The sequence below is a fragment of the Bacillus sp. G402 genome (genome assembly GCF_051172515.1).
GTDB lineage: Bacteria > Bacillota > Bacilli > Bacillales > Bacillaceae > Bacillus > Bacillus altitudinis.
Genome location: NZ_JBPIZC010000001.1, coordinates 135,244 through 155,649, shown reverse-complemented (window position 1 = coordinate 155,649; position 20,406 = coordinate 135,244). Strand labels below are relative to the sequence as shown.

Annotated in this window: 27 protein-coding genes; 4 read left to right on the top strand and 23 right to left on the bottom strand. The window is 39.3% G+C overall.

What is annotated here, in order from left to right:
- Window positions 1–5 precede the first annotated feature (5 nt).
- The 19 genes from ACSBQP_RS00810 to ACSBQP_RS00720 form a co-directional block, all read right to left on the bottom strand.
- Window positions 6–731: a DsbA family oxidoreductase gene (locus ACSBQP_RS00810; RefSeq protein ID WP_099496625.1), complete on the bottom strand. Its 726-nt coding sequence runs from the start codon at window positions 729–731 to the stop codon at window positions 6–8.
- A 148-nt stretch (window positions 732–879) separates the two neighbouring features.
- Complete coding sequence (gene hxlB / locus ACSBQP_RS00805) at window positions 880–1,437, bottom strand: 6-phospho-3-hexuloisomerase (protein WP_281201625.1); 558 nt, start codon at window positions 1,435–1,437, stop codon at window positions 880–882.
- Window positions 1,434–2,066 (bottom strand): 3-hexulose-6-phosphate synthase, encoded by a 633-nt coding sequence (gene hxlA / locus ACSBQP_RS00800; RefSeq protein ID WP_100325271.1) that lies wholly within the window; start codon window positions 2,064–2,066, stop codon window positions 1,434–1,436. Before hxlA ends, hxlB begins: the two co-directional genes overlap by 4 nt.
- A 338-nt stretch (window positions 2,067–2,404) precedes the next feature.
- The gene (locus ACSBQP_RS00795) at window positions 2,405–2,761 is read right to left on the bottom strand and encodes a winged helix-turn-helix transcriptional regulator (RefSeq protein WP_012010675.1); all 357 of its coding nucleotides are present in this window, start codon (window positions 2,759–2,761) and stop codon (window positions 2,405–2,407) included.
- Between the two features lie 71 nt (window positions 2,762–2,832).
- Window positions 2,833–3,702, bottom strand: a complete 870-nt coding sequence (locus ACSBQP_RS00790; protein WP_435028101.1) for an alpha/beta hydrolase — start codon at window positions 3,700–3,702, stop codon at window positions 2,833–2,835.
- A gap of 53 nt (window positions 3,703–3,755) precedes the next feature.
- The gene (locus ACSBQP_RS00785; RefSeq protein WP_435028100.1) at window positions 3,756–4,133 is read right to left on the bottom strand and encodes a hypothetical protein; all 378 of its coding nucleotides are present in this window, start codon (window positions 4,131–4,133) and stop codon (window positions 3,756–3,758) included.
- Between the two features lie 18 nt (window positions 4,134–4,151).
- The gene (locus ACSBQP_RS00780) at window positions 4,152–4,499 is read right to left on the bottom strand and encodes a YxiJ family protein (protein WP_435028099.1); all 348 of its coding nucleotides are present in this window, start codon (window positions 4,497–4,499) and stop codon (window positions 4,152–4,154) included.
- 59 nt (window positions 4,500–4,558) lie between these two features.
- A complete protein-coding gene (locus tag ACSBQP_RS00775; RefSeq protein ID WP_435028098.1) occupies window positions 4,559–4,957 on the bottom strand; it encodes a YxiG family protein in 399 nt (132 codons plus the stop codon).
- A gap of 47 nt (window positions 4,958–5,004) precedes the next feature.
- Complete coding sequence (locus ACSBQP_RS00770) at window positions 5,005–5,367, bottom strand: hypothetical protein (protein ID WP_235672120.1); 363 nt, start codon at window positions 5,365–5,367, stop codon at window positions 5,005–5,007.
- A gap of 152 nt (window positions 5,368–5,519) precedes the next feature.
- Window positions 5,520–6,203 carry a DUF7003 family protein gene (locus ACSBQP_RS00765; protein ID WP_217815962.1) on the bottom strand — a complete coding sequence of 228 codons (684 nt, stop codon included), beginning with the start codon at window positions 6,201–6,203 and terminating at the stop codon, window positions 5,520–5,522.
- Window positions 6,204–6,226: 23 nt separating this feature from the next.
- A complete protein-coding gene (locus tag ACSBQP_RS00760; protein WP_435028097.1) occupies window positions 6,227–6,835 on the bottom strand; it encodes a hypothetical protein in 609 nt (202 codons plus the stop codon).
- A 56-nt stretch (window positions 6,836–6,891) separates the two neighbouring features.
- The gene (locus ACSBQP_RS00755) at window positions 6,892–7,521 is read right to left on the bottom strand and encodes a hypothetical protein (protein ID WP_041090861.1); all 630 of its coding nucleotides are present in this window, start codon (window positions 7,519–7,521) and stop codon (window positions 6,892–6,894) included.
- Between the two features lie 84 nt (window positions 7,522–7,605).
- Window positions 7,606–7,929: a DUF2750 domain-containing protein gene (locus ACSBQP_RS00750; RefSeq protein ID WP_144684037.1), complete on the bottom strand. Its 324-nt coding sequence runs from the start codon at window positions 7,927–7,929 to the stop codon at window positions 7,606–7,608.
- 65 nt (window positions 7,930–7,994) lie between these two features.
- Window positions 7,995–8,237: a DNA-binding protein gene (locus ACSBQP_RS00745; protein ID WP_035390920.1), complete on the bottom strand. Its 243-nt coding sequence runs from the start codon at window positions 8,235–8,237 to the stop codon at window positions 7,995–7,997.
- Window positions 8,238–8,284: 47 nt separating this feature from the next.
- The gene (locus tag ACSBQP_RS00740) at window positions 8,285–9,043 is read right to left on the bottom strand and encodes an Imm26 family immunity protein (protein WP_435028096.1); all 759 of its coding nucleotides are present in this window, start codon (window positions 9,041–9,043) and stop codon (window positions 8,285–8,287) included.
- Window positions 9,044–9,097: 54 nt separating this feature from the next.
- Entirely contained in the window at window positions 9,098–9,754 is a 657-nt protein-coding gene (locus ACSBQP_RS00735; protein ID WP_435028095.1) for a hypothetical protein, read from the bottom strand.
- Between the two features lie 137 nt (window positions 9,755–9,891).
- The gene (locus ACSBQP_RS00730; RefSeq protein ID WP_225310441.1) at window positions 9,892–10,359 is read right to left on the bottom strand and encodes a hypothetical protein; all 468 of its coding nucleotides are present in this window, start codon (window positions 10,357–10,359) and stop codon (window positions 9,892–9,894) included.
- Between the two features lie 140 nt (window positions 10,360–10,499).
- Window positions 10,500–11,288, bottom strand: coding sequence for a BPU family class D beta-lactamase (gene blaBPU / locus ACSBQP_RS00725; protein WP_008342608.1), 789 nt, complete (start codon window positions 11,286–11,288; stop codon window positions 10,500–10,502).
- A gap of 115 nt (window positions 11,289–11,403) precedes the next feature.
- Window positions 11,404–12,573, bottom strand: a complete 1,170-nt coding sequence (locus ACSBQP_RS00720; RefSeq protein ID WP_350386219.1) for an acyl-CoA dehydrogenase family protein — start codon at window positions 12,571–12,573, stop codon at window positions 11,404–11,406.
- Window positions 12,574–12,693: 120 nt separating this feature from the next.
- Between ACSBQP_RS00720 and ACSBQP_RS00715 the strand changes: the two genes are divergently transcribed.
- Genes ACSBQP_RS00715 through ACSBQP_RS00700 form a run of 4 tightly spaced genes read left to right on the top strand, consistent with a single transcriptional unit; the run spans window position 12,694 to window position 15,760 of the window.
- On the top strand, window positions 12,694–13,482 hold the full coding sequence (locus tag ACSBQP_RS00715; protein ID WP_081038954.1) for an amino acid ABC transporter ATP-binding protein: 789 nt from the start codon (window positions 12,694–12,696) through the stop codon (window positions 13,480–13,482).
- A complete protein-coding gene (locus ACSBQP_RS00710; protein WP_057079279.1) occupies window positions 13,479–14,339 on the top strand; it encodes an amino acid ABC transporter substrate-binding protein in 861 nt (286 codons plus the stop codon). Before ACSBQP_RS00715 ends, ACSBQP_RS00710 begins: the two co-directional genes overlap by 4 nt.
- Window positions 14,336–15,034, top strand: a complete 699-nt coding sequence (locus ACSBQP_RS00705) for an amino acid ABC transporter permease (RefSeq protein ID WP_129547733.1) — start codon at window positions 14,336–14,338, stop codon at window positions 15,032–15,034. The genes ACSBQP_RS00710 and ACSBQP_RS00705 overlap by 4 nt, the downstream gene beginning before the upstream one ends.
- Before the next feature lie 12 nt (window positions 15,035–15,046).
- Entirely contained in the window at window positions 15,047–15,760 is a 714-nt protein-coding gene (locus tag ACSBQP_RS00700; RefSeq protein ID WP_008342619.1) for an amino acid ABC transporter permease, read from the top strand.
- Window positions 15,761–15,795: 35 nt separating this feature from the next.
- Here the strand turns inward: ACSBQP_RS00700 and ACSBQP_RS00695 are convergent, their stop codons facing one another.
- The 4 genes from ACSBQP_RS00695 to ACSBQP_RS00680 all read right to left on the bottom strand — a co-directional run bounded on the left by ACSBQP_RS00695 (window position 15,796) and on the right by ACSBQP_RS00680 (window position 20,207).
- Complete coding sequence (locus ACSBQP_RS00695; protein WP_007501404.1) at window positions 15,796–16,626, bottom strand: manganese catalase family protein; 831 nt, start codon at window positions 16,624–16,626, stop codon at window positions 15,796–15,798.
- A 128-nt stretch (window positions 16,627–16,754) separates the two neighbouring features.
- Window positions 16,755–17,795: a 2,3-butanediol dehydrogenase gene (locus ACSBQP_RS00690; protein WP_008342621.1), complete on the bottom strand. Its 1,041-nt coding sequence runs from the start codon at window positions 17,793–17,795 to the stop codon at window positions 16,755–16,757.
- Window positions 17,796–17,865: 70 nt separating this feature from the next.
- Window positions 17,866–19,086, bottom strand: coding sequence for an MFS transporter (locus tag ACSBQP_RS00685; RefSeq protein ID WP_435028094.1), 1,221 nt, complete (start codon window positions 19,084–19,086; stop codon window positions 17,866–17,868).
- A 371-nt stretch (window positions 19,087–19,457) separates the two neighbouring features.
- Window positions 19,458–20,207, bottom strand: a complete 750-nt coding sequence (locus tag ACSBQP_RS00680; RefSeq protein WP_435028093.1) for an SDR family oxidoreductase — start codon at window positions 20,205–20,207, stop codon at window positions 19,458–19,460.
- Window positions 20,208–20,406 lie beyond the last annotated feature (199 nt).

Here is a 20,406-nt window from a genome sequence, read left to right as displayed (position 1 = left end):
GCCGATTATAATTCTTCTTTTGGCGAGGGCACTGCACATACGCCATCTGCACATGCTTCTTCAAATGAAGCATCAGCCGCTTTCTCCGTTTGCGCTGCCTCTTCTGTCCAAGCCGTTTCAAGTGCACGAAGGAACGTATCTGCTGGCTGTGCACCAGCAACCGAATATTGATCATTGATCACGAAAAAAGGCACAGCAGAAATCCCGAGCTGTCTTGCTTCTTTTTCGTCTTCTCGCACATCGTCTGCAAATTCTTGCCCGTCTAGAACCTTTTGTACTTCGTTCTGATCAAGGCCTGCTTTTTCTGCGATATCTAAAAGGGTTTGACGATCACCAACATGCTTTCCATCTGTAAAATACGCTTGAAACAGCTCTCCCATGACGAGATCGCCTTTTCCCATTTTTCCAGCATATTGAGCGAGCTGGTGGGCATCAAAGGTGTTTGTCAAAACGAGTGGATCGAATTGAAAATCGATTCCTTTCTCCTTGCCCGCCTGTTTCACCTGTTCATTCATCGCGATGGCCCGGCTGCGGCTCATGCCATATTTTTTGACAAGCATATCATGCACATCATAATCCACTGCAACAGGTGCATTCGGATCAAGCTCAAAGCTTTTAAACTCTACTTCTACCTGTTCTTTATGAGGGAATTGCTCAAGCGCTGTTTCCAACTGTTTTTTTCCTATATAACAAAAAGGACAGGCGATATCTGACCAAATTTGCACTTTCATCTTCATCTTCCTTCCACTGCTTACGTTTTTTCTTTCAAGATGTAACTATTATAGTTACATCCATTCCTTTATGTCAAGCGATCCTTCTTTTTAAGTTTCATGTATTAAAAAAACCTTTCCTTCAAAAAAGGAAAGGTTTTCATCACGGCTATTCTAAGTTCGCATGGTGACCGTACATTTTATGGGTGTCGAGCTCTTTCAATTTCATCAATCTCAAGATGACCGCATCGTACATAAGAAGCAAAGTTTGCTCAAATAATGAACCCATCGGCTGAATCGTATGATGGTTTCCTTCATGTTGATCCTTTGGCGCACCTGACAGTAAGATGACTTCATCCGATAGATCAGCTATAGGTGACTCAGCTGAAAGCGTGAACGACGCCACGCTTCCGCCAATCCCCCTTGCCTTTTTCGCAAGCACAAGTAGCGTCTCTGTTCGGCCAGAACCGCTCCCTACAATCAATAAATCCTCAGATGTAAAAGCAGGCGTATTCGTTTCACCAATCACATAAGCTTCGACACCGATATGCGTGAGTCTCATCGCAAACGATTTCCCCATCAAACCAGACCTGCCAGCCCCTGCGACGAAGACCTTTCGAGCCGTTAAAATGCTTTTGACAAGCTGTTCTCCTTGTTCGTCTTGAATAGCGGGCGAGTGCTCAGAAAGCTCGCTTAGAATTGCTCTCACATAGTCACTTGTTTTCATGATTGTGCAATCAACTGCTTCATTTGCGCAGCCACTTCTGCTTTATTGTCTTGGCTCGCAATACCGCCGCCGACAATAATCAAATCTGGATTTAATTTGACGACTTCAGGTAACGTATCAAGCTTAATACCGCCTGCAATCGCTGTTTTTGCCTGTTTGACCACTTGTTTAATGGTCATGAGGTCAGCAAATGAGTTTTGACCAACCGCTTGCAGGTCATAGCCTGTGTGCACACAAATATAATCTACCCCAAGCTCATCCAGCTCTTTCGCACGGCCGGCGATATCTTTGATACCAATCATATCGACTAAAATTTGTTTCCCTCTTGCTTTTGCTTCTTTCACCGCTCCTTGGATAGACATATCTTCCGCTGCCGCAAGAATGGTGACGATATCCGCTCCAGCTTCGGATGCCTGCTGCACTTCATAACCGGCAGCATCCATAATTTTGAGATCCGCCAGCACATGTAAATTCGGAAACGCCTGTTTGACTTCTTTTACAGCACGAAGTCCTTCGTTGATCACAACAGGTGTCCCAATTTCCACTACATCGATCGATCCTTCTACTTCTTTGATCAGCTCAATCGCTTCTGGTATATTCACTAAATCTAATGCTAATTGTAATTTCATGAACGTTCACTCCCGTTTTTTCATCTCATCTTCAAGAGCTCCGTGAATAGGGCTTCTTGAACGATGAAATGAGTATAACAACAGGATGGAAGCAATCCAAGTACGCACTTTTTTTTTACATACTATACTTTTTCGCATATGGTTACAAAAAAGACACTGTCTTTTCGACCAGTATCTAAACGTACTGACAAATCCTCGCATTCGGTGTCAAGTCTGTGTTGTGATGCCGCTCCAGTACTCGTCCTTCCTAGACTGCAAAGGTTTTCAAGTCACGCTGAAAAGAAAACAAAGAGCTAAAATAAAATGATTTTAGCTCTTTGTCTACATCTATCGTCTTTCTATTTATCATCCTTTAAAAAATTGCTATCGAGATATTGTTTTCCCCAATCATACATCGCCTCTAAAATCGGCATTAAGCTTTCTCCGAGTTCTGTGAGAGAATACTCAACCTTTGGCGGAACGACAGGATAAACTTCCCGATGCACAATGTGATCTTCCTCTAATTCTCTTAGCTGATTGACAAGCATTCTTTGCGTAATTCCAGGCATTAACGACTTTAACTCACCAAACCGTTTTGTCCCTTCTCTGCCAAGGTGCCATAAAATCAGCATTTTCCACTTCCCGCCGATAATATTCAGCGTCAGCTCTTTTTCGCAATTGAACACTTTATTTTCCATACGTGATGACAACGACATACACTCCTTTAATCTCAAACCACTTTATCATATACTGAGGCAAAATGGATTGCCCTAGCATACAGTCTTTGTTATTGATTTTGTTTTTTGACGAAAGCCATCACAGCCTTTGTCATCTCTTGCGCTTCTTTTGGCGCTCTGTCAGATCCAAACCATTTATTTAAATCACTGTGGCTCAGCGAATGAACCCGAAACACAAACTTAGAGCCTTTCTCATGATTGAGTTTTTCTGCAAATCGGTACACTTCAGGATTTTCCCAGCCTGTGACCAAATAAACAGACGGTACATTCGTTTGATTCATATAAGTGACCGGTGATGCCTTTGTCCAGTTTTCCTCTTGTTTGCCAAAGACTTTTTTGTACGATGGGATAGCTTGTATAAATTGATTGAGGTTTAACGGTCCGTCTAGAACAACAATGGAATTGATCGTTTTTGGCGACAGCCCCACACGTTTCAAGTAGGTCGAATCTGTGGCAACCAGCGCCGTCAAATGACCGCCCGCTGAGTGACCCATGACATTGATTTTTGACGAATCGATTTGATATTCATCTGCATGATCCTTGACCCATTTGATGGCGTTTGCCGTATCATCTGCCATCTGCTCATAGTTGGCATCAGGGTGAAGCCTATAATTCATCGAAACAAACACATACCCTTGACCGGTAAAATAATCCGCCTTTGAAGCGACTCTATTCTTATCGCCGCCTGTCCAGCCGCCGCCATGGAGATAGATCATGACTGGATGCTTCTTCTTTTTGTCTTCATCTTTTCCCTTTGGCATATATATATCCAGTGTTTGCTGTTTGTTTTGTGTGTCTGCATAATGGATGTTTGTCGTCGGCTTAGGCTGGTTGAAACGGAACACAAAGAATGCGCATACCAATAAGCCAGCGATGACCGCCGCAAATAAGAGCCATTTCATGATTCGATTCAATGTCATTGCACCTTTCTATGTTGGGATGGGGAAGCATCATTCGCACATATGTAGAGAGACTAGCCCGATTCATTTGAAACGACTTGTATGACTTGAATCGTTTCACAATAAAAAGAAAAATACTGTTCTTCATAATCTTCGACAAAGTAATTCAAATATTCCCAGCCTCTATCCAAAAGTTGAATGTTCAAAAAAAGAGAGGAATCGTTTGTTAACTCCAAATCTTTGATTTGAACAGAAGAGACGTTGGTAAATTTCAGATGAATGTCTGCTTTATGGATTGCAGATTCGTATGGGATGTGTAGATGAATACAGTTGATCAAGTCGTAATGTTCATTATACTCTTTAAAGTAGTGAAATTCATTGATTTGCTTTAGATGGTTGATATTGAAATCAGGGATTTGTTTCTGGACTTTTTCATCTAAAAACCATGTCATCGTTTGTCCTCCAAGAGGTTATTGTATAAGTGCAATGATTTGTTTTCTTGTTTCTTCATGGTATTGAACATAGGAGTGCAATAAAGGATATGATTCAAGGATCTGTTGATACGATTTGATTTGGGGATATTGCTCTTCAAATGACTGACGCAGCACGTTTAACTGTTTTTTCGGTATTCGTTTATGATCGACCACATAACTTAAGCTGCCTGCAACAAGTGAAAAAAACATATAAAAATCATCTGAGTACATACCGGTTTCTTCTTCAAAAGAGACGATTTCATCTGGATAAGATGAATCTAATAAGTATTGATAACGTTGTTTTACATCATCGAATAAACCTTGTTTATCACGGCTGATTTTCATGGATTTTTCCCCAATCTCTCATTGTTTTTAATTCTTATTTAGACGCTAATGAGATCTTCCTATACACTGCAAATAAATTCTTGTGAATCGAAACATACGTTTTTCGATTCTATTGCGAGTAACATCCCATTGATGTTAAATAGAAAATTTGTATTTGAATCAAATTCTTCAAGAAGTACATTTTTAAGGTCCCCTATCCCATTAGGATGGTAACTACATTCAAAAATTTGCCAATTCATCTCTTCTTGTATCAATTCTTCAAATCTATCATTACCTTCACCCCCATTATAATAAAGATTCGCCACATTCATAAATCGCAATTCATGTTGAGTAACTTTATTTAATTCTGATACTTTTACGCTCAGTACTAATTCTTTATGAAACAAATCAAATGTGACTCCGAGTACATTACAACCCCCATCTAGATAATCGATCCATTTTTGTACACTATTAAACATCTCATTCACTCTCCTATTTTTTCAGGATGAACTCTATTCTTATCGTGTCACGGAGTTTGTAAATATTCTTCAAATGAAATAAAGTCCGCTTTTTTTCGAAATTCGCTTAAGATTTTCTGATCTCCTGTAAAAATAACATCTGTCGAATCAAAAAATCCGATTTCAAACACGGCTTGAGGGATAACGGATGTATAATTCACGTTCCAATATCGTTCATTATCTTCAATTTGAGGTATTGAAATAATATTCAAATGATCTATATGACGAGGCAATGCGGTCAAAACAGCGAAAATAAAAGAATAAGAATAGTCATGTAAGAATTTTTTGAAATGTTCATCCTTCAGAAATAAAAAATCCGTATAATCCGGCATGACTTCTGAATGAGATTGATTATTCCGATCATGAAGCATTGGGAGTGTCACATCACTTATGACCCAATGATACTCTTCTACGTTAAATTGATTTTCTTTATTAATTCATTTACTTCGAATAGATTTTCCTCTTTTGCTAATACGATTCTCATTACTTGCTCCACCTCACCGATTTAAAACATCAGACGAAACTAAAAATATTCCACAGTATCAAAATCTGACCATAATCTCCAGTCAGTGTTCGTGTTTATATTTACAATGCATGTTGGATCTTGATAGATCAAACTCTTCGCAACCGATTGAAAAAAAGGAGATTGACTAGGGAGTTGGCTATGCGTTTCTGGATGAAACCATGATTCAGTTGTGTAGAGCGGTTGATCATATACATGCTGAACGATGTCAAATTGTTCTTGATCTGTCATCCATAAACTATCCAGCAAATCTTGATGTTTGGCCATTTCTCTTAACAAAGTAATCCATTCATTTTCCTCTGTTACATCAGCTTGGCATGACTCTGGTATTTGAACATGAAAATAGTCTCCATTTAATCTAATTCGTAAAGGATGCTTTGTGAACCCATGTTCTATCTCATCATCATCTATTATTTCATGATGATGATCCACGAAATCAAAAAGCTCATCCAGTAGAAAATTGATTGATCCATTCTTCAAATCATGACCAATCGCAAAAAAATCAATAGACGGTCCTACCTTCGATAAACCGAATAATTGAATCGTGATCAGCCATTTTTCCTCTCTAGTAAATAGAGAAAGCTTCCCTTTGGCAAAATCAAAGTTCCCATTATCTAATAATGGAAACTCTTTATTTAGAAAAGACTCATCTAGTATAGATAACACATTGTCTATTTGATTCATGTCTTCCTCCTTATGAAGTTATTTCATTCTACGTTTGTATAATTTCGAATCAGTTCTTTTTTAAAATCATCAGGAAGTTTTTGATTCGGAAATACAACTGAAATCCAGCCTAATACAATCTCATCTAAAGTTCTCCACGTTTTTAACAATTGTTTATTCATTTGTTCTAATTGATGAATCGCTAGTACTCCTATCTCATAACCTCTTTCGCCATAAATGATCCATTTCGCAGAAGGGGAAACCCATATCACACGTGAAGCAATATCCATTATGCTATCATTTACACTCTCTATCGGATAATCCGTTAAGAGATCGAGGTAATCACTTGGTGTGAGGTTTAACGGTACTTTCACCCAAGGATAATAACCAAAATCATGATAATAATCATCCATGCTCTTCTGCTCATCTAATACAGCCATGAGTATATAGTCATCATGATGATTCAAAGCTAAACCTTTTAACATTTCCCAGCTATCATCTGATAACAGCCAATGGAATTCTTCGAATAAATAATGAGGGGGTTTTGTTTTCAACACTTGATCAGGGAATGTCTTCGTACTGTGAATGAGCGAATGAACAAACGATAGAACATGTTCAAGTTCTTTTGGATCGGATATAAACAAATCTTTCACTTTATGCTCCTTTCATATCTTCGGGTAAGTTTATCATCAGTCATTGATACTCCATTTCACCGCTTGTAACATGACGCATAATGAGAGAGCATTTGAGTGTAATAATCATTGAATGTTTTTTGATCCTTCAATAATCCTTCAAACCAATTTGCTAAAACAGGGTGATCCATTGGTTTCCACCCTTCTTTTAATAACCTATTTTTCACAGAATCTTTTGTTGATACCATTCCTATGATACAAATTTCCATATCTCTATCTGCCCAAATCGCCCACTGCAAAGAATGAGCTAACCAGACAACTATATTCGAATTCGTGATTATATTATCCGCTATGGAACCTTTTGGGTGCATCCATAGTGCATTTACATAATCCTCACCTGAAATGTTCACACTCGCTTTCAGCCAATGATAATAACCAAATTCCTTCAAATAATAATCAATTGGATCTGGTTGAAGGACTGCAGTCAAAAATTCTCTATCTTGTGTAACAGTTGATAACTCTTTTATGGTTGGTAAAATATCATCACTCAATGCCCAATCAAACTCTTGAAACAAAAAACAATCAAATGTCTTACGAAAAACTTGTTGTGGCAGCTCTTTATTTGTTTCAAACACATGGTCTACTAAATTCTGATAGAATTTGAACTCTTTTTCTGAACGAATAAATAAGTCTTCAAGCCGTTTCAAACAACTACCTCCACTCTTGTCGAACTAGTAGTTTTTTAATTCTTCCTCTATATCTTCTTTTAATGTTTGAATTTCAATTGACACCTAATTATTTCGATTATAGAAAATGGACGGATTGATTCCATCTGCTAACATTCCCGGCAGCCACTCTTCTATAAAATCGTCTAAATCAATCATTTCTGGCACTGTTTTTTCCCATTGGTCGATCGCACAATAAGCGGCATGTTCCTCTGTCGGCCAAAAATGAAGCTGCGGTACACGATGTTCATCCTCTGACATCACCCACCCCTTCTCGTTTCTTAATGACCAAACCTCTTCAAAATCAACAATCTTTTTGATGAAATAGTCATAACGCTTTTTCGCAGGTAATTGGACGGTGGTTTCTAATTCTTTCGGATGCATGGACATTGCGTCACTCCTTTTATTTATAAATGGGCTTAATCATAAGAATTTAGCAAGCTCATATATAGGAACTATTTGTATTCTTCTAACCAGTCATTCAAATCCTCTACAGGATGTAAGTAAGAATTAGGTGAATCTTTCAAATCAATTCCACTTAAAAGAATCAGCATATCCCAAACTTGATCATCGTCTATTTCTGGATCGTCTGCAGAAACGTAAATTTCAGCCCAATCAGACACTTGTTCTCTTGTGATCGTCCCCTTTAAGACATTTCGTATTTTATTTAAACAGTCTAGCATTTTTGGTTCAGCCATTTATTACACCATTCCTTTCTCAAAACTCATTTTACGCTGTAAACTGCCTATATTTCATATTTAATAATATCCTCCATTGACATACCTTTAAAATATAATGAAAGAATGCTTATAATAGTGTATTCGCCAAGCATACCAATCGGGTTAAATATCATTTTAGCCGTTTTTGGGTCAGCAACCTCTAAGTCCATAGCAGGTGTATCGGAACCTTCTTTACCCTCGCTTACGTAATAATTTCCATTTCGGTATTCCACGAATTTCAGATTTTGAAGATCCTCTTCTTTTATAAAATCTTGATTTATTTTTGTGATGACTTTCCATGAACCACTTAAAAAGCCTGTCAGGCCTGTATTTGCAACGAATAGTCCTTTCTCTTTTTTTATCAATTGTTTTAACTCATTTTTTTCTATTCTTTCATCAACAAACAAATCATAGTATTGGATTAAAATATCATCATATTGATTTTTCCCCTCACCCGAAATGATCAAAGCATAGCTCAATTTCCCAACTTCTTTTAATGGGAGTTCAAATATAGCTCCTGGTTCTACTTTACTTAAAGTTTTTACTTTTTTAGTTGTTATTTTAATATCCGTTACTTCTTTGTCGTTTAAATCATCAAAATAGTGACTACCTCCATTGTTTAAAGCCATCATAATTGTCAAAAGCATCTCATCAATCGTTGGCTTTCTCTTCAAATGTTCCTCAGTCATTTCATAGAATTGTTCAATCGCTTCTTCAAAAATATCTAATCCATCATCACCAATTATGATGTTCTTTTTCTTATGTACTTCTTCCCAAAAGCCCATTTAGAATACCCCCTTTATATATTGTGTTCTTTATGTTATTCTCATTTTGCTTTATCACGATAAACGTATACTTGTATAAACTGTTTGATGTGCACGTTTGAAAAGTGCCACTTCATGATCCGTTAACCACTTAAGCTCTCTCATATGATAGGAAATTTCTTCTAAATAAGTATCGGTTTTTGCAATTAATTTTTTATCTAAGATATTTCTTTTATTGTCTTCAACTACAAGATAAAGAGTAAACTGTTTTAAATCTAATTCGATAAGTGGGTAAGCTTTTCTTTTTTTATCGGGACTTAGTTTTGTTCTCCCTTTAATCTCCGCTTTATATTCCTTCTCTTTCATTTTCTTAAATGTCGCTTTGACTAGCTGACTGTCCCAATTTTTCAGTTCACACAGATAGAGTATCGCTTTTTCCAAAGTATCTGCTAAGATCTTTTTCTTATTTGTTGCATTTTCAAATTCACTGTAACGGAAGGGTACTTCCAGCTCGTACGTATTTTTTAAAAATAAGATGTCTGGTTCATCTTTTAAAGTACTAATTAATTTGTAGTCTTTAAAAGACCCACATATCAAAACAATAGCCTCACAATCTTTCGTTTGAAATTTCTTTTCTAATTCGTATAAAAACATTTCAGTCATACAAAGGGATTGGCTGGCTAAGTTCCCATGATCGTCATCTGACATTAATTGTATATTTTTCAAATGCACTTCTTGTAAGCCTCCTAATAAGATTGTGAATGTTTGCTCACTCTTTTTTCAAAACTTGCTTTCTTAGGTGTAAATGCTCTATCTCATTCCCATTAAAATGCCCTTTCTTCCCTTCTAAATATAGCTAGTTTAAAATATTAGCTCCTTAGAATTTGAAGAATTTCTGTTGCTTCTTTGTACAATTCATTAACTAGTTGTATAATAATTCCTCGCAAATCCACTTCATTTTCAAATGCAATTAAATATCCTTTTTTGCTGATCAGATTATTTGATACACAATCCCAGATATCCAGATGGTCTATACAATAACCTTCATCTCCCTCATCACCATCATGAAACTCTTCGCCATTTAGATAATCTACTGAAAAATATATGGATGAATGATAACCTGCTTTAAAACAATCTGAAACATGAACTTCTCTCCCGCTAAATTTCTTCCCATATCCGAATCGTCCAAATGCAGCATTGATTGTTAACCCTAAATCTCTAAAATCTATTTGTTTTTCATTCACTATATTCAAAGCGATTTTTGTTATTTCTTTTTCGATATCTGCGATAAATTCTTTGGTCAAAGTATTCAATTTAATTTTTTTCAAATTTTTCACCTCTTGCATTGCCTATAGTTGTTAAGATAATGATTACTATTTCACTTCAATATATTTCTATAAATATACCATACTTTCAAACTAATCCATATATCATCAACTTATCTATATATCCCCTTTTTCACACATAAAAAAGCACCCTAAACGGATGCTTCTACCAAATGATATTTTTTCAAAATACGATAGGTGATTTCTTTTGCTTCTAGTCCGGTGCCTTCTATATTTGTGGCGAAGATGTAGGTTTTGTTTTCATGTTTGATGAAGCCTGCGTACCAGCCGATTCCTGATCCGGAGCCTGTTTTTCCGTATAGCGTGGTGTGTTTCTCTTCTTCTTGTATCATCATTCGTTTGACGGTTCTCATAACCGATAGGTCAAATGGGAGACTTTCTTCATATAGCTGTTTAAGGAAATGAACTTGTTCTACTGGAGAAATGCGCAACGTACTGCTTAGCCAAAATTGATCAATTCCGCCAGATATGTCTTGATTCCCATAATGAATGGCTTTTATCCAATGGCCCATGCGTTCTTCCCCGATGTCACGTGCCATGGCTTGATAATACCAGACGACTGAATCTCTCATGCCAGAGCCCAGTGTATGGTCCTTATTCCAGTTATCAATCTCTCTTTTTACTCCGTCCCAATATTTAATGTCATATTCATCTTTAACTGCGCCTGTTTGAAGTCCGATTAAGGCATTTGCTATTTTAAACGTTGATTGAGGTGCAAAGCGCTTGTTCGCTCTTTTTTTGTTATACACCCATGGTGATTTTTCTTTTACTTCTTGAATCACAAATGTGCCTTCCCGATCTTTCATGAATTCATCGACGGACCATTTTGGAGATGTTCCTTCACTTGATGCAGGCTTGCTCATACAAAGTGCTGCAAGCATCGCGCCAGCAATCAGCCATTTCATCTTTTTTTTTTGCAAACAATCACCCTCTTTGCTCATGATTGCAATCGATTGTAGCATGCTGACTGATCAGAAATAAGAGCCGCTCGTCCTCTTTTTCAATAAAAAAAGCCGGTTTTATCCGGCTTTCTGTTTATTGTACGTTCAATTTTTTCTCTTCAATCGCTTGCTTCGCAATTTTCGAAATCGTCATATCGTCCATTGGTGGGTTATGAAGGCCAGCACGAATGTCTCGATAGTAACGTTGAAGCGGGCAGCTAAGGTTTAAGCTTTTTGCACCGACTAAACGCATGGCTTTATCGACCACTTGCAGACTATCATTAACGACTGTATGCTTCACAGCACCGAATTCATTGATTAACAGCTCTCTTTTCTCTGGCTGCTCATATAATGTTGTCGTTGAATAGATGACATGGCGTGCTTGCTTTAGTAGTAAATCAATTTCGCCAATCAGTGTTTGGACATTTGGCAGTTCGCTAATCGTTCCGCTAATACTGTTCGGTGAATGGGTGATGGCATACTGAACAGCATAGTCTCTTGCCGCTTGTGCAATCCCTAAATAGCAGGAAGGAATATGTGCGATCCAAGGGTTTAACGTACCGCCCCGAGGTCCTTTTTGCACTTCAACCAACATGTCATCTGGAACTTCCACATGATCTAGAATTAAATCATGGCTCTCTGTTCCTCTCATGCCAACAACATCCCACGTTTCTTCTATAGAAACACCTTTTGTATCACGGTGAATTAAGAAGAAGCCCATCGCTTCTTTTTCTTCGATCCATACACCGACGAGAAAATATGTGAGTGCTGGTGACATCGTTGTGAATGTTTTCCTGCCACTGATCACCCAATGATCTCCTGATCTCGTTGCAGTTGTTCCAGGTTTGCCTCCTCTTGTTGGACTACCTGTCTGCGCTTCACTGACAGCCCTGTTCACAAGAGCCCCATTTTTGATTTCTTTAGCAAAAAATTGCAGCTGCTTCTCATTCCATAGTTTCTTTTCATAAATTTCACCAACAACTCCTTGATGCCAGCCGATCGATAAGGCAGTTGCTCCATCCATACTTCCTAGTGTTTCTTGAAAAAGGACCATATCCTTTACAGATTGCCCCTCGCCCCCGTACTCAACAGGCAGAGACAACGTTGTATAGCCCAGTTTTACTAATGATTCGATATTCCGTTTAGGAAAATAGGCACCCTCATCGTGTTCTTTTGCAGATTGTTCGATCGTTTCACGAAGGGATTCTAGTTGATTTAGCCAATTTTTTTGAAAATCTGTATCGACAAATAATGCTTTAGACAAAACGTATCCAACTCCTCTGTTTCTCGCAATCTATCATATCCGATTTATCCAATAGGTATTATTAAAACACACTTTACTTATAGGATTTAATGTGTTAAATTTTATCAATATTAAGTACATATGTCAAAGGAACGTGATGCTTTTATGATTTCTGCTACTAATCTACATAAATCCTATGGGTCAACTCATGTGTTAAAAGGAATTGATTTCACCGTACAAGAAGGTGAAGTGGTCGCCATTATTGGACCGAGCGGATCAGGAAAAACAACCCTTCTCCGCAGTTTAAACAGCCTTGATATCCCAGACAAAGGAACGCTGACAGTTGGAGAAGCCACGATTCAATTTGAACAATATCGAAAAAAAGATCTTCTAAAACTCAGACAGCAATCGTCTATGGTATTTCAGCATTATCACTTGTTTCAAAATAAACGAGCACTTGAAAACATCACAGAAGGATTGATTGTGTCTCAAAACATGTCTAAAAAAGAGGCGGAAAAAATCGGAGAGCAATTGTTAACGCGAATTGGGCTGATTCATAAAAAAGATGCGTTTCCAAGTGAATTATCCGGCGGTCAACAGCAGCGAATCGGAATTGCCCGTGCGCTTGCCATGAATCCTGCGGTGCTTTTATTTGATGAACCAACGTCCGCACTGGACCCAGAGATGGTCGGAGAAATCCTTGAAATGATGAAAGATATTGCGAGCCAAGGCATGACGATGGTCATTGTGACGCATGAAATCTCGTTTGCAAAAGATGTAGCGGATACAGTGATCTTTATGGCAGATGGGGAAATCGTTGAAAAAGGCTCACCAGAAGACGTCCTGATGAAGCCTCAGCATGAACGGACGAAACAATTTTTATCAAGAATTCATCGCGGGATGTGGCAAGGATTGGAGGAAGACAGATGAAGCGCAAGACTTTATTCACCGCCGCTAGTATCCTTCTGTTTCTCCTCTCTCTCATTGGCTGCAGCAGTGTGAAAACGACAACAGATGATGGCAGACAAATTGTCAAAGTCGCACTAAGCGCAGAAGTCAATCCGCCTTTTTTAGCCACAAATGACCGCAACGAGCCGATTGGCTATAACATCGATTATTTAAATGAAGTCGAGAAACGTTTGCCACACATTCATTTTGATTATATCTTTGGCGAGGAAGAATCCAATTTAATTGGGATCGGCGCTGGGAAATTTGAAATGGCGGCTAATTGGTTTTTTAGTAATCCTGAACGTGAAAAACGCTTTCTTTATCCTAAGGTTCCATACGGCTATTCGATGACAGGTTTAATTGTGAATGAATCAGAGCAAGATATTCAATCTCTAGACGATATGACATCAAAAAAGCTCGCTCCCGTCAGTCCTAGCGGCGGCCTTCGTTCCATATTAAATCAATATAATGAAGAAAATGATCAGAAAATTCCGCTCACGACCATTGAAAGCCCTTCAAACGAACTCAATTTAAAACGAGTCGAAAGTGGACGGTCCGATGCGGCTTTTATGAATATTTCGACCTTTGATACGATTCAAAAACATCTTCACCTGAAAGTCAAAGTGGGCGGCATTGTCTCAAAGGAACCTATTTATCTTGTCTTACAGCCTAGTCAAAAGAAACTAGCATCACAATTGGACCGAGTGACACAAGAGATGATAGAAGACGGAACATTACCTGATCTTGCGAAGAAATGGTTTGGCGTTGATTTCTTTCAAGATATTGACTATATATCAGAGCAAGGCTATCAATATGAAGAAAGGAAGGAAGCGCCATGACGTTTACAGCTGGAGATTGGCTGAGAATCTTTTTACAAGTGGTTGATCGTCTGCCGCTCACATTTCTTATGATTGTGGTGTCATTGTTTTTTGCCATCATCATCGGATTGCTGTTTGCTTGCATTCGAATCAAACAAATTCCAGCGCTGAAACAATTGGCGGTCATTTATTTGTCATTTACACGAAGTACGCCGCTCATTGTTCAGTTATTTCTGATTTATTTTGGCCTGCCTCAGCTTTTACTCATGGCCGGAATTCAAATCAATCATTGGGATCGTGTGTTATTTGTGATGATCACATTCTCGTTACATACGGGCGCTTATTTATCTGAAGTCTTTCGCAGTGCATATTCCTCTGTTGGGAAAGATCAGCTTGAAGCAGCTTACATTGTTGGGATGACAGATACGCAGGCATTAATGAGGATCATTATTCCGCAAGCCTTTCTCATTGCACTTCCGAACCTCGGAAATTACACCATTGATCTCGTGAAAGATACCGCCATTGCATTTACAATCGGACTCATTGATATGATGGGGCAGGTCAAAATCATCCTAGGCAATAACTACGGGATAGGGATGTTTGAAGTGTACGTCATCATTGCAATTGTGTATTGGCTGATTTGCATCAGTATTGAACTGATCACGATGCTACTGGAAAGAAAATTTGTGAAAGGCCGCACCAGCCTGTCACGCTAAGGAGGCGATTTGATGCAAACCATTGATATATCATTTGCGATTGACCAAATACCACATATTCTAAAAGGCGTTCCCTTTACCTTATTGATTGCACTTGTTTCTATGGCTGTGAGCCTTTTGATTGGATCTGTTTTTGCTTTCATTCGCCTCTTTCGTATCCCTGTGCTCCGCCAGCTGGTCACACTCTATGTCTCATTTTTTAGAGGAACACCTCTCATTGTTCAGTTGTTTGCTTTCTTTTATGGCATTCCATTTGTTCTGACCAAAATGAATAGCACTTTTGGGTTGACCTTTCACCCGGATATGGTCTCCCCGCTTACCGTTGCCCTTATCACTTTCAGCCTGCATTCAGCCGCACATTTAACAGAAGTGGTCCGCAGCGCACTTCTTGCAGTAGACAGAGGGCAGCTTGAAGCGGCGAAAATCGTTGGCATGACCACCAGACAGGCGATGATTCGCATTATTTTACCGCAAGCGTTTGTGGTTGCCCTGCCAAACCTAGGGAATCAGCTCATTCAGCTGTTAAAAGCCACATCCCTTTCGTTTACAATTGGTGTACTGGAAATCATGGGAATCTCGCGCATCATTGCAAATGATGGCTACAAGTTTTTAGAAACGTATCTTGTCTCTGCTTTGATCTATTGGATGCTTAGTATTTTCTTTGAACTCGCTTTTGCTTTGTTAGAGAAACGAGTCAGCGTGTACGGAAAATCTCTTGGACGTTAAAAAAGTCGATCAGGCACAAACCCTGATCGACTTTTTTATTCTCCTTTTTTCGGTGTGTTATATAGTTCTTTCGGTGCTGGTTTGAGTTTAGGCGCAGAGCCGAACACGACAGGAGCAGAAATATATCTGAATTCTCCCTTTCCATCCATACTTCGGCCATGTGCCCATCTGCCTTCTTTGCTTTCTTCTCCTCTTGAGAAGTTAAACAAATCATAGGATACTTGCTGTTTTTCCAGTGAGCGCGGGAAGGTGGTTGGAACAACGACATCCCCTTCTCGTTCTTCCAATTCCTTAATTGCAGCCAGCCACATATTTTGATGATATGTATCACGAGCAATGAGAAAGGAGAGCATATCCTTTACTCCGCGGTCATCGGTCATTTCATAAAGCCGTGTAACCTGAAGTCTGCCTTGTGACTCCGCGTTCAAATTTGCCCGGAAGTCAGCCATTAAATTTCCACTTGCAATGATATATTTTGCATTCCACGGATACCCTTGACTATCTGCTGCCATTGCCCCTAAGCCTGCAACAATTGCATGTTGAGGATTCATTCCGCCCATGACGGCTGCAAGTGCTGGATCACTTTGATACGCTTCTTCTTGTTCTTTAACTGGGGCATTATCAAGTAATCGAGCAATCATCGTTGCCAGCATTTCGACATGACCGATTTCCTCCGTTCCAATGTCATGGAGCAAGTCTTTATATTTTTGATCCGCTCGGCAGTTAAACCCTTGAAATAAATATTGCATCATCACGCTGATTTCTCCATATTGACCGCCTAACACCTCTTGTAATTTTTTCGCATAAAGAGGGTCCGGCTTAGAGGGCTTTGCTTCATATTGCAGTTCTTTAATGTGATAAAACATGATGTCATCTCCTTTATTTATAAACATCTTTGCACTTATCACTATTCAGCCGATTCCCTCTTTATGAAAAATCGCATGCTCTTATAAAAAAAAGAGAACGGCATCTGCCATTCTCTTTATCGTCCTACTTATTCAGCACTGACTAAAATTTTCACTTGATCTTTTTCATTGATTAATGCATGGAAGCCATCTTCGATCACATCGTCCAGCTTAATTTTCTTCGTGACGAGTGTATCTGCAGAGAAATAGCCTTTTCTCATTAAGTTTAATACAGATGGAAATACGTCTCTATAGCCGATGATTCCTTTGACTGTACGTTCTTTAATGACAATGTCATTCGGCATAATTTCTGCGCCTTTTTCCCAAATGCTTACAATGACTGTTTCACCTGAAATTCTAGTTGATTGGATTGCTTGCTTCAATACAACAGGTACACCTGTCACTTCAAAAGAAACATCGACTCCACCATTTGTCCGGCGTGCGATTTCTTGAACAACATCTTCATACTGAGAAGGATCTACAATGATCGCTCCAAGTTCTTTTGCTTTTTCTTGGCGCTCTTTTGATAATTCCACTGCATAAATGTCAGTAGCACCAGCTGCTTTTAATGCTTCAATGACAAGTAAACCGATTGGTCCACAGCCAAACACAGCTGCTGTATCCCCAGCTTGCACTTTACTAGAACGAACCGCATATAAAGCAACTGCAGAAGGTTCAACAAGTGCACCTTGCTCATATGAAATTTCGTCTGGTAACAAATGAAGTAATTCTTCATCGACAGATACATATTCAGAGAATCCTCCACCGCCACCAGCAAGTCCTAAGAAGCCCATGTTTTCATCTAAGTTGTAAGCACCTTGGTGCCCGTGAGTTGCAAAAATAGGTTCAACAACCACTCGATCGCCTACTTTGTAATTACTCACGCCTTCTCCAACTTCTACAATTTCACCAGAGAACTCGTGTCCCAGTGTAATGGGTGCTTTTTCTTTTGTAAGTGGATGAGGTTCATTCACAGGAATGAAGATTGGTCCGCCTAAATATTCATGTAAATCACTACCACAAATGCCGCACCATTTTACTTTCAGTTTCACTTTTCCTGGAGCAACTGTTGGTTCATCAATTTCCTCTAGTCGAATGTCCTTTTGATCGTGCCAGCGTAGTGCTTTCATTTGTAAGACTCCTTTTCTCATCAATTTAATTAACTTACTTAAATAATGATAACATAATTTTTTTAATTTTCTAAGTAAGATGCACTATTTTTTTGACAGTCAATGGACGAAAAATGACAAAACATAGCAACAGACAAATAAGAAGCATACATATGCAGCCAATCATGACAGAAGTACGTATCGATAAAACATGCGCCAATGCGCCGCATATTCCTGTCATCATCATCGTCAGAACAGCTTCACATAACGCATAAAAACTTGCCACTCTCCCCATAACCTCTACCGGGATATTCGTTTGATAAAAAGTCATAAAACCGGTGTTTGCAAATGCTAAAAAGAAAGCGAGAACAAAAAAGCCAGCTGCTGCGACAGTCAATGTGCTTGAAAAAGCATAGATCAAGTATCCAAAAGCCACAAACAAACTTCCCGCACCAAGCATCACTGAAATAGGCAGCCTTTCGACAATGACCGTATTGAGACATGCCCCTGCGATAATCCCTGCCCCAGCTACACTGACAAGAAACCCATATTCGGTATTGGTCAACATCAGCACTTCCTTTGCAAAAGCTGCTTCAAGTGAGTCAATCGCAGTCGGCAGCACCGTGATGGCGGCACTAAATAATAAATACACGGCCATCACTTGACGGGATGTGAGACTGAAATGAAAGACAAGTTTTGCATCTTCCTTTAATACCGAGAGAGAAAAGCCCTTTTGTGCCCCGTCTGCTTTTGACAAAGTCGGTAAACACATCGTCAAAACAGCAGATATCAAAAGGCAGATTGCATTTACATAAATTGAAAGGACTGGTGTACCAATGAGAAACAGCAACCCTGCTACGGCGGGTCCGAGTAAAAATCCACCAGACTGAAGCAAAGATCGAATGGCATTAAACCGTTTTCGTTTATCCGCCGGGATTAGTGCTGTCATATACACCATCGAAGCTGGATGAAACATGGCTTGTGCCATGTGAATGAGAAATAGCATCACATATACGATCAATAAGTGGCCTGAAAATAAGGCAAAGGGTAAACAAGCAATCAGAATGGCCCGGCATAGATCTAGACTGATCATGACATTCCGCTGATTCAGTCTATCTATTAAACTACCAGACCAGCTATTTGTTAAAAGAGCCGAGACAGGTCTTAACATATAGACGGCTGTAACAGCAAGAACGGATCCCGTTTCCTGAAAAATCAGCAGATGGAGAGCAATCATATAAATCCATTCTCCTATGTTCGCAATACCAATCGCTCCAAGTAACACGCTCATATCCCGCCAATGTTTTTTCATCGTGGTGCCCTCCTTTTTGTCATAAAAAAATCCCGCCCCCAAGACATTTCTGTCTTGAGGACGGGATTGACTCCGCGTTGCCACCTCAGTTCATTCACCTGTTACCAGATGAACCTTAGCAGGTTATCGCTAACCCATCTCTATAACGGGAGAATGCCGCTGCACCACCATCACAATGAATCCGGTGCAGAGCTAAGAGGCTTGGTTCTGTAACGCTTCCCAGCTCCTTCTCAGCTTCACGGAGTTCTCTGTGTGAGGCAGCCATTACATACTCTTCTCTATTTGCGCTTTATCTTTTTTTCATCACGATCTTCAGCTGAATTGTTCTATATTGTACTGCGCCTCCGTCAAGACGTCAATGTTTTTTCATGTTAATCCGCATAAATCATTTTTCTAGTCATGCCGCCATCAACAACCAAATCGGTTCCTGTCACAAATTGATTGTCTTCATCTGTTAAATAAAAACAAGCTTTGACAATATCCTTTGGCGTTCCTACTCGATTGGAAAGGTGCTGCTGATGGTCAATTTCTCGCAAATTTTTCTCATCCTTCGTTTCAATCCACCCAGGGGAAATGCTGTTTACTGTTATATGATCCTGACTAAAAGAAGCAGCCAGCGCATGAGTAAGTGCTGATATCCCGCCTTTTGATGCAGCATACGCTTCTGTATGAGGCTCTGACATGGTCGCACGGGTAGATGACATATTCACAATGGAACCGCCGTTTGGATTCTCTTTGATATAACGTGCCGCTTCCCTTGCACATAAAAAAGCACCTCGTAGGTTTGTATGCAGCACATGATCAAACTCATCAACCGTTAGCTCATAAGGCGATTTTGTACACATAACCCCTGCATTATTGATGAGAATATCGATCGTTTGATAACGAGCCACAGCAGCCGACATGATGTCTTGAATATCCTTCTCTTGTTTCACATCCGTTTTTTTAAAAAAAGCCTCAAAGGACTCCTTTTTCAGCTGATCTTCCAAGCGCTTGCCCTTCTCTTCGTCAATATCCGCAAGCACGACACGCGCCCCTTCTTTCGCATAGCCATACGCGATCGATTCACCAATTCCATTGACTGCGCCAGTGATGATGACGGTTTTATTGTGAAAGTTCATCGTTTATCCTATCCTTTCTCTCATGAGATGTTGTCGTCTATCATACCACTCATGTATACATGATACCTAGTCAAATGGGACATAGAAAAACCACCACCTAAATCATACATTAGGAGGGTGGTATATTTGTAATTCTCCATATTGACGACATAGTCGTTTGCTTCTTGTGTAAAGTCTGGGAAGGTTTGTGTTTATCATT

Coding starts and splice junctions, on each gene's coding strand:
- ACSBQP_RS00765 (WP_217815962.1), bottom strand. CDS start 6,203: ATGAATCAAATAGACAATGTGTTATCTATACTAGATGAGTCTTTTCTA.
- hxlB (WP_281201625.1), bottom strand. CDS start 1,437: ATGAAAACAAGTGACTATGTGAGAGCAATTCTAAGCGAGCTTTCTGAG.
- ACSBQP_RS00785 (WP_435028100.1), bottom strand. CDS start 4,133: ATGACATGGTTTTTAGATGAAAAAGTCCAGAAACAAATCCCTGATTTC.
- ACSBQP_RS00695 (WP_007501404.1), bottom strand. CDS start 16,626: ATGTTTTATCACATTAAAGAACTGCAATATGAAGCAAAGCCCTCTAAG.
- hxlA (WP_100325271.1), bottom strand. CDS start 2,066: ATGAAATTACAATTAGCATTAGATTTAGTGAATATACCAGAAGCGATT.
- ACSBQP_RS00775 (WP_435028098.1), bottom strand. CDS start 4,957: ATGTTTAATAGTGTACAAAAATGGATCGATTATCTAGATGGGGGTTGT.
- ACSBQP_RS00750 (WP_144684037.1), bottom strand. CDS start 7,929: ATGTCCATGCATCCGAAAGAATTAGAAACCACCGTCCAATTACCTGCG.
- ACSBQP_RS00680 (WP_435028093.1), bottom strand. CDS start 20,207: ATGAACTTTCACAATAAAACCGTCATCATCACTGGCGCAGTCAATGGA.
- ACSBQP_RS00795 (WP_012010675.1), bottom strand. CDS start 2,761: ATGTCGTTGTCATCACGTATGGAAAATAAAGTGTTCAATTGCGAAAAA.
- ACSBQP_RS00740 (WP_435028096.1), bottom strand. CDS start 9,043: ATGGGCTTTTGGGAAGAAGTACATAAGAAAAAGAACATCATAATTGGT.
- ACSBQP_RS00790 (WP_435028101.1), bottom strand. CDS start 3,702: ATGACATTGAATCGAATCATGAAATGGCTCTTATTTGCGGCGGTCATC.
- ACSBQP_RS00685 (WP_435028094.1), bottom strand. CDS start 19,086: ATGAAAAAACATTGGCGGGATATGAGCGTGTTACTTGGAGCGATTGGT.
- ACSBQP_RS00715 (WP_081038954.1), top strand. CDS start 12,694: ATGTCAAAGGAACGTGATGCTTTTATGATTTCTGCTACTAATCTACAT.
- ACSBQP_RS00690 (WP_008342621.1), bottom strand. CDS start 17,795: ATGAAAGCACTACGCTGGCACGATCAAAAGGACATTCGACTAGAGGAA.
- ACSBQP_RS00700 (WP_008342619.1), top strand. CDS start 15,047: ATGCAAACCATTGATATATCATTTGCGATTGACCAAATACCACATATT.
- ACSBQP_RS00780 (WP_435028099.1), bottom strand. CDS start 4,499: ATGAAAATCAGCCGTGATAAACAAGGTTTATTCGATGATGTAAAACAA.
- ACSBQP_RS00810 (WP_099496625.1), bottom strand. CDS start 731: ATGAAAGTGCAAATTTGGTCAGATATCGCCTGTCCTTTTTGTTATATA.
- ACSBQP_RS00705 (WP_129547733.1), top strand. CDS start 14,336: ATGACGTTTACAGCTGGAGATTGGCTGAGAATCTTTTTACAAGTGGTT.
- ACSBQP_RS00770 (WP_235672120.1), bottom strand. CDS start 5,367: ATGCTTCATGATCGGAATAATCAATCTCATTCAGAAGTCATGCCGGAT.
- ACSBQP_RS00710 (WP_057079279.1), top strand. CDS start 13,479: ATGAAGCGCAAGACTTTATTCACCGCCGCTAGTATCCTTCTGTTTCTC.
- ACSBQP_RS00745 (WP_035390920.1), bottom strand. CDS start 8,237: ATGGCTGAACCAAAAATGCTAGACTGTTTAAATAAAATACGAAATGTC.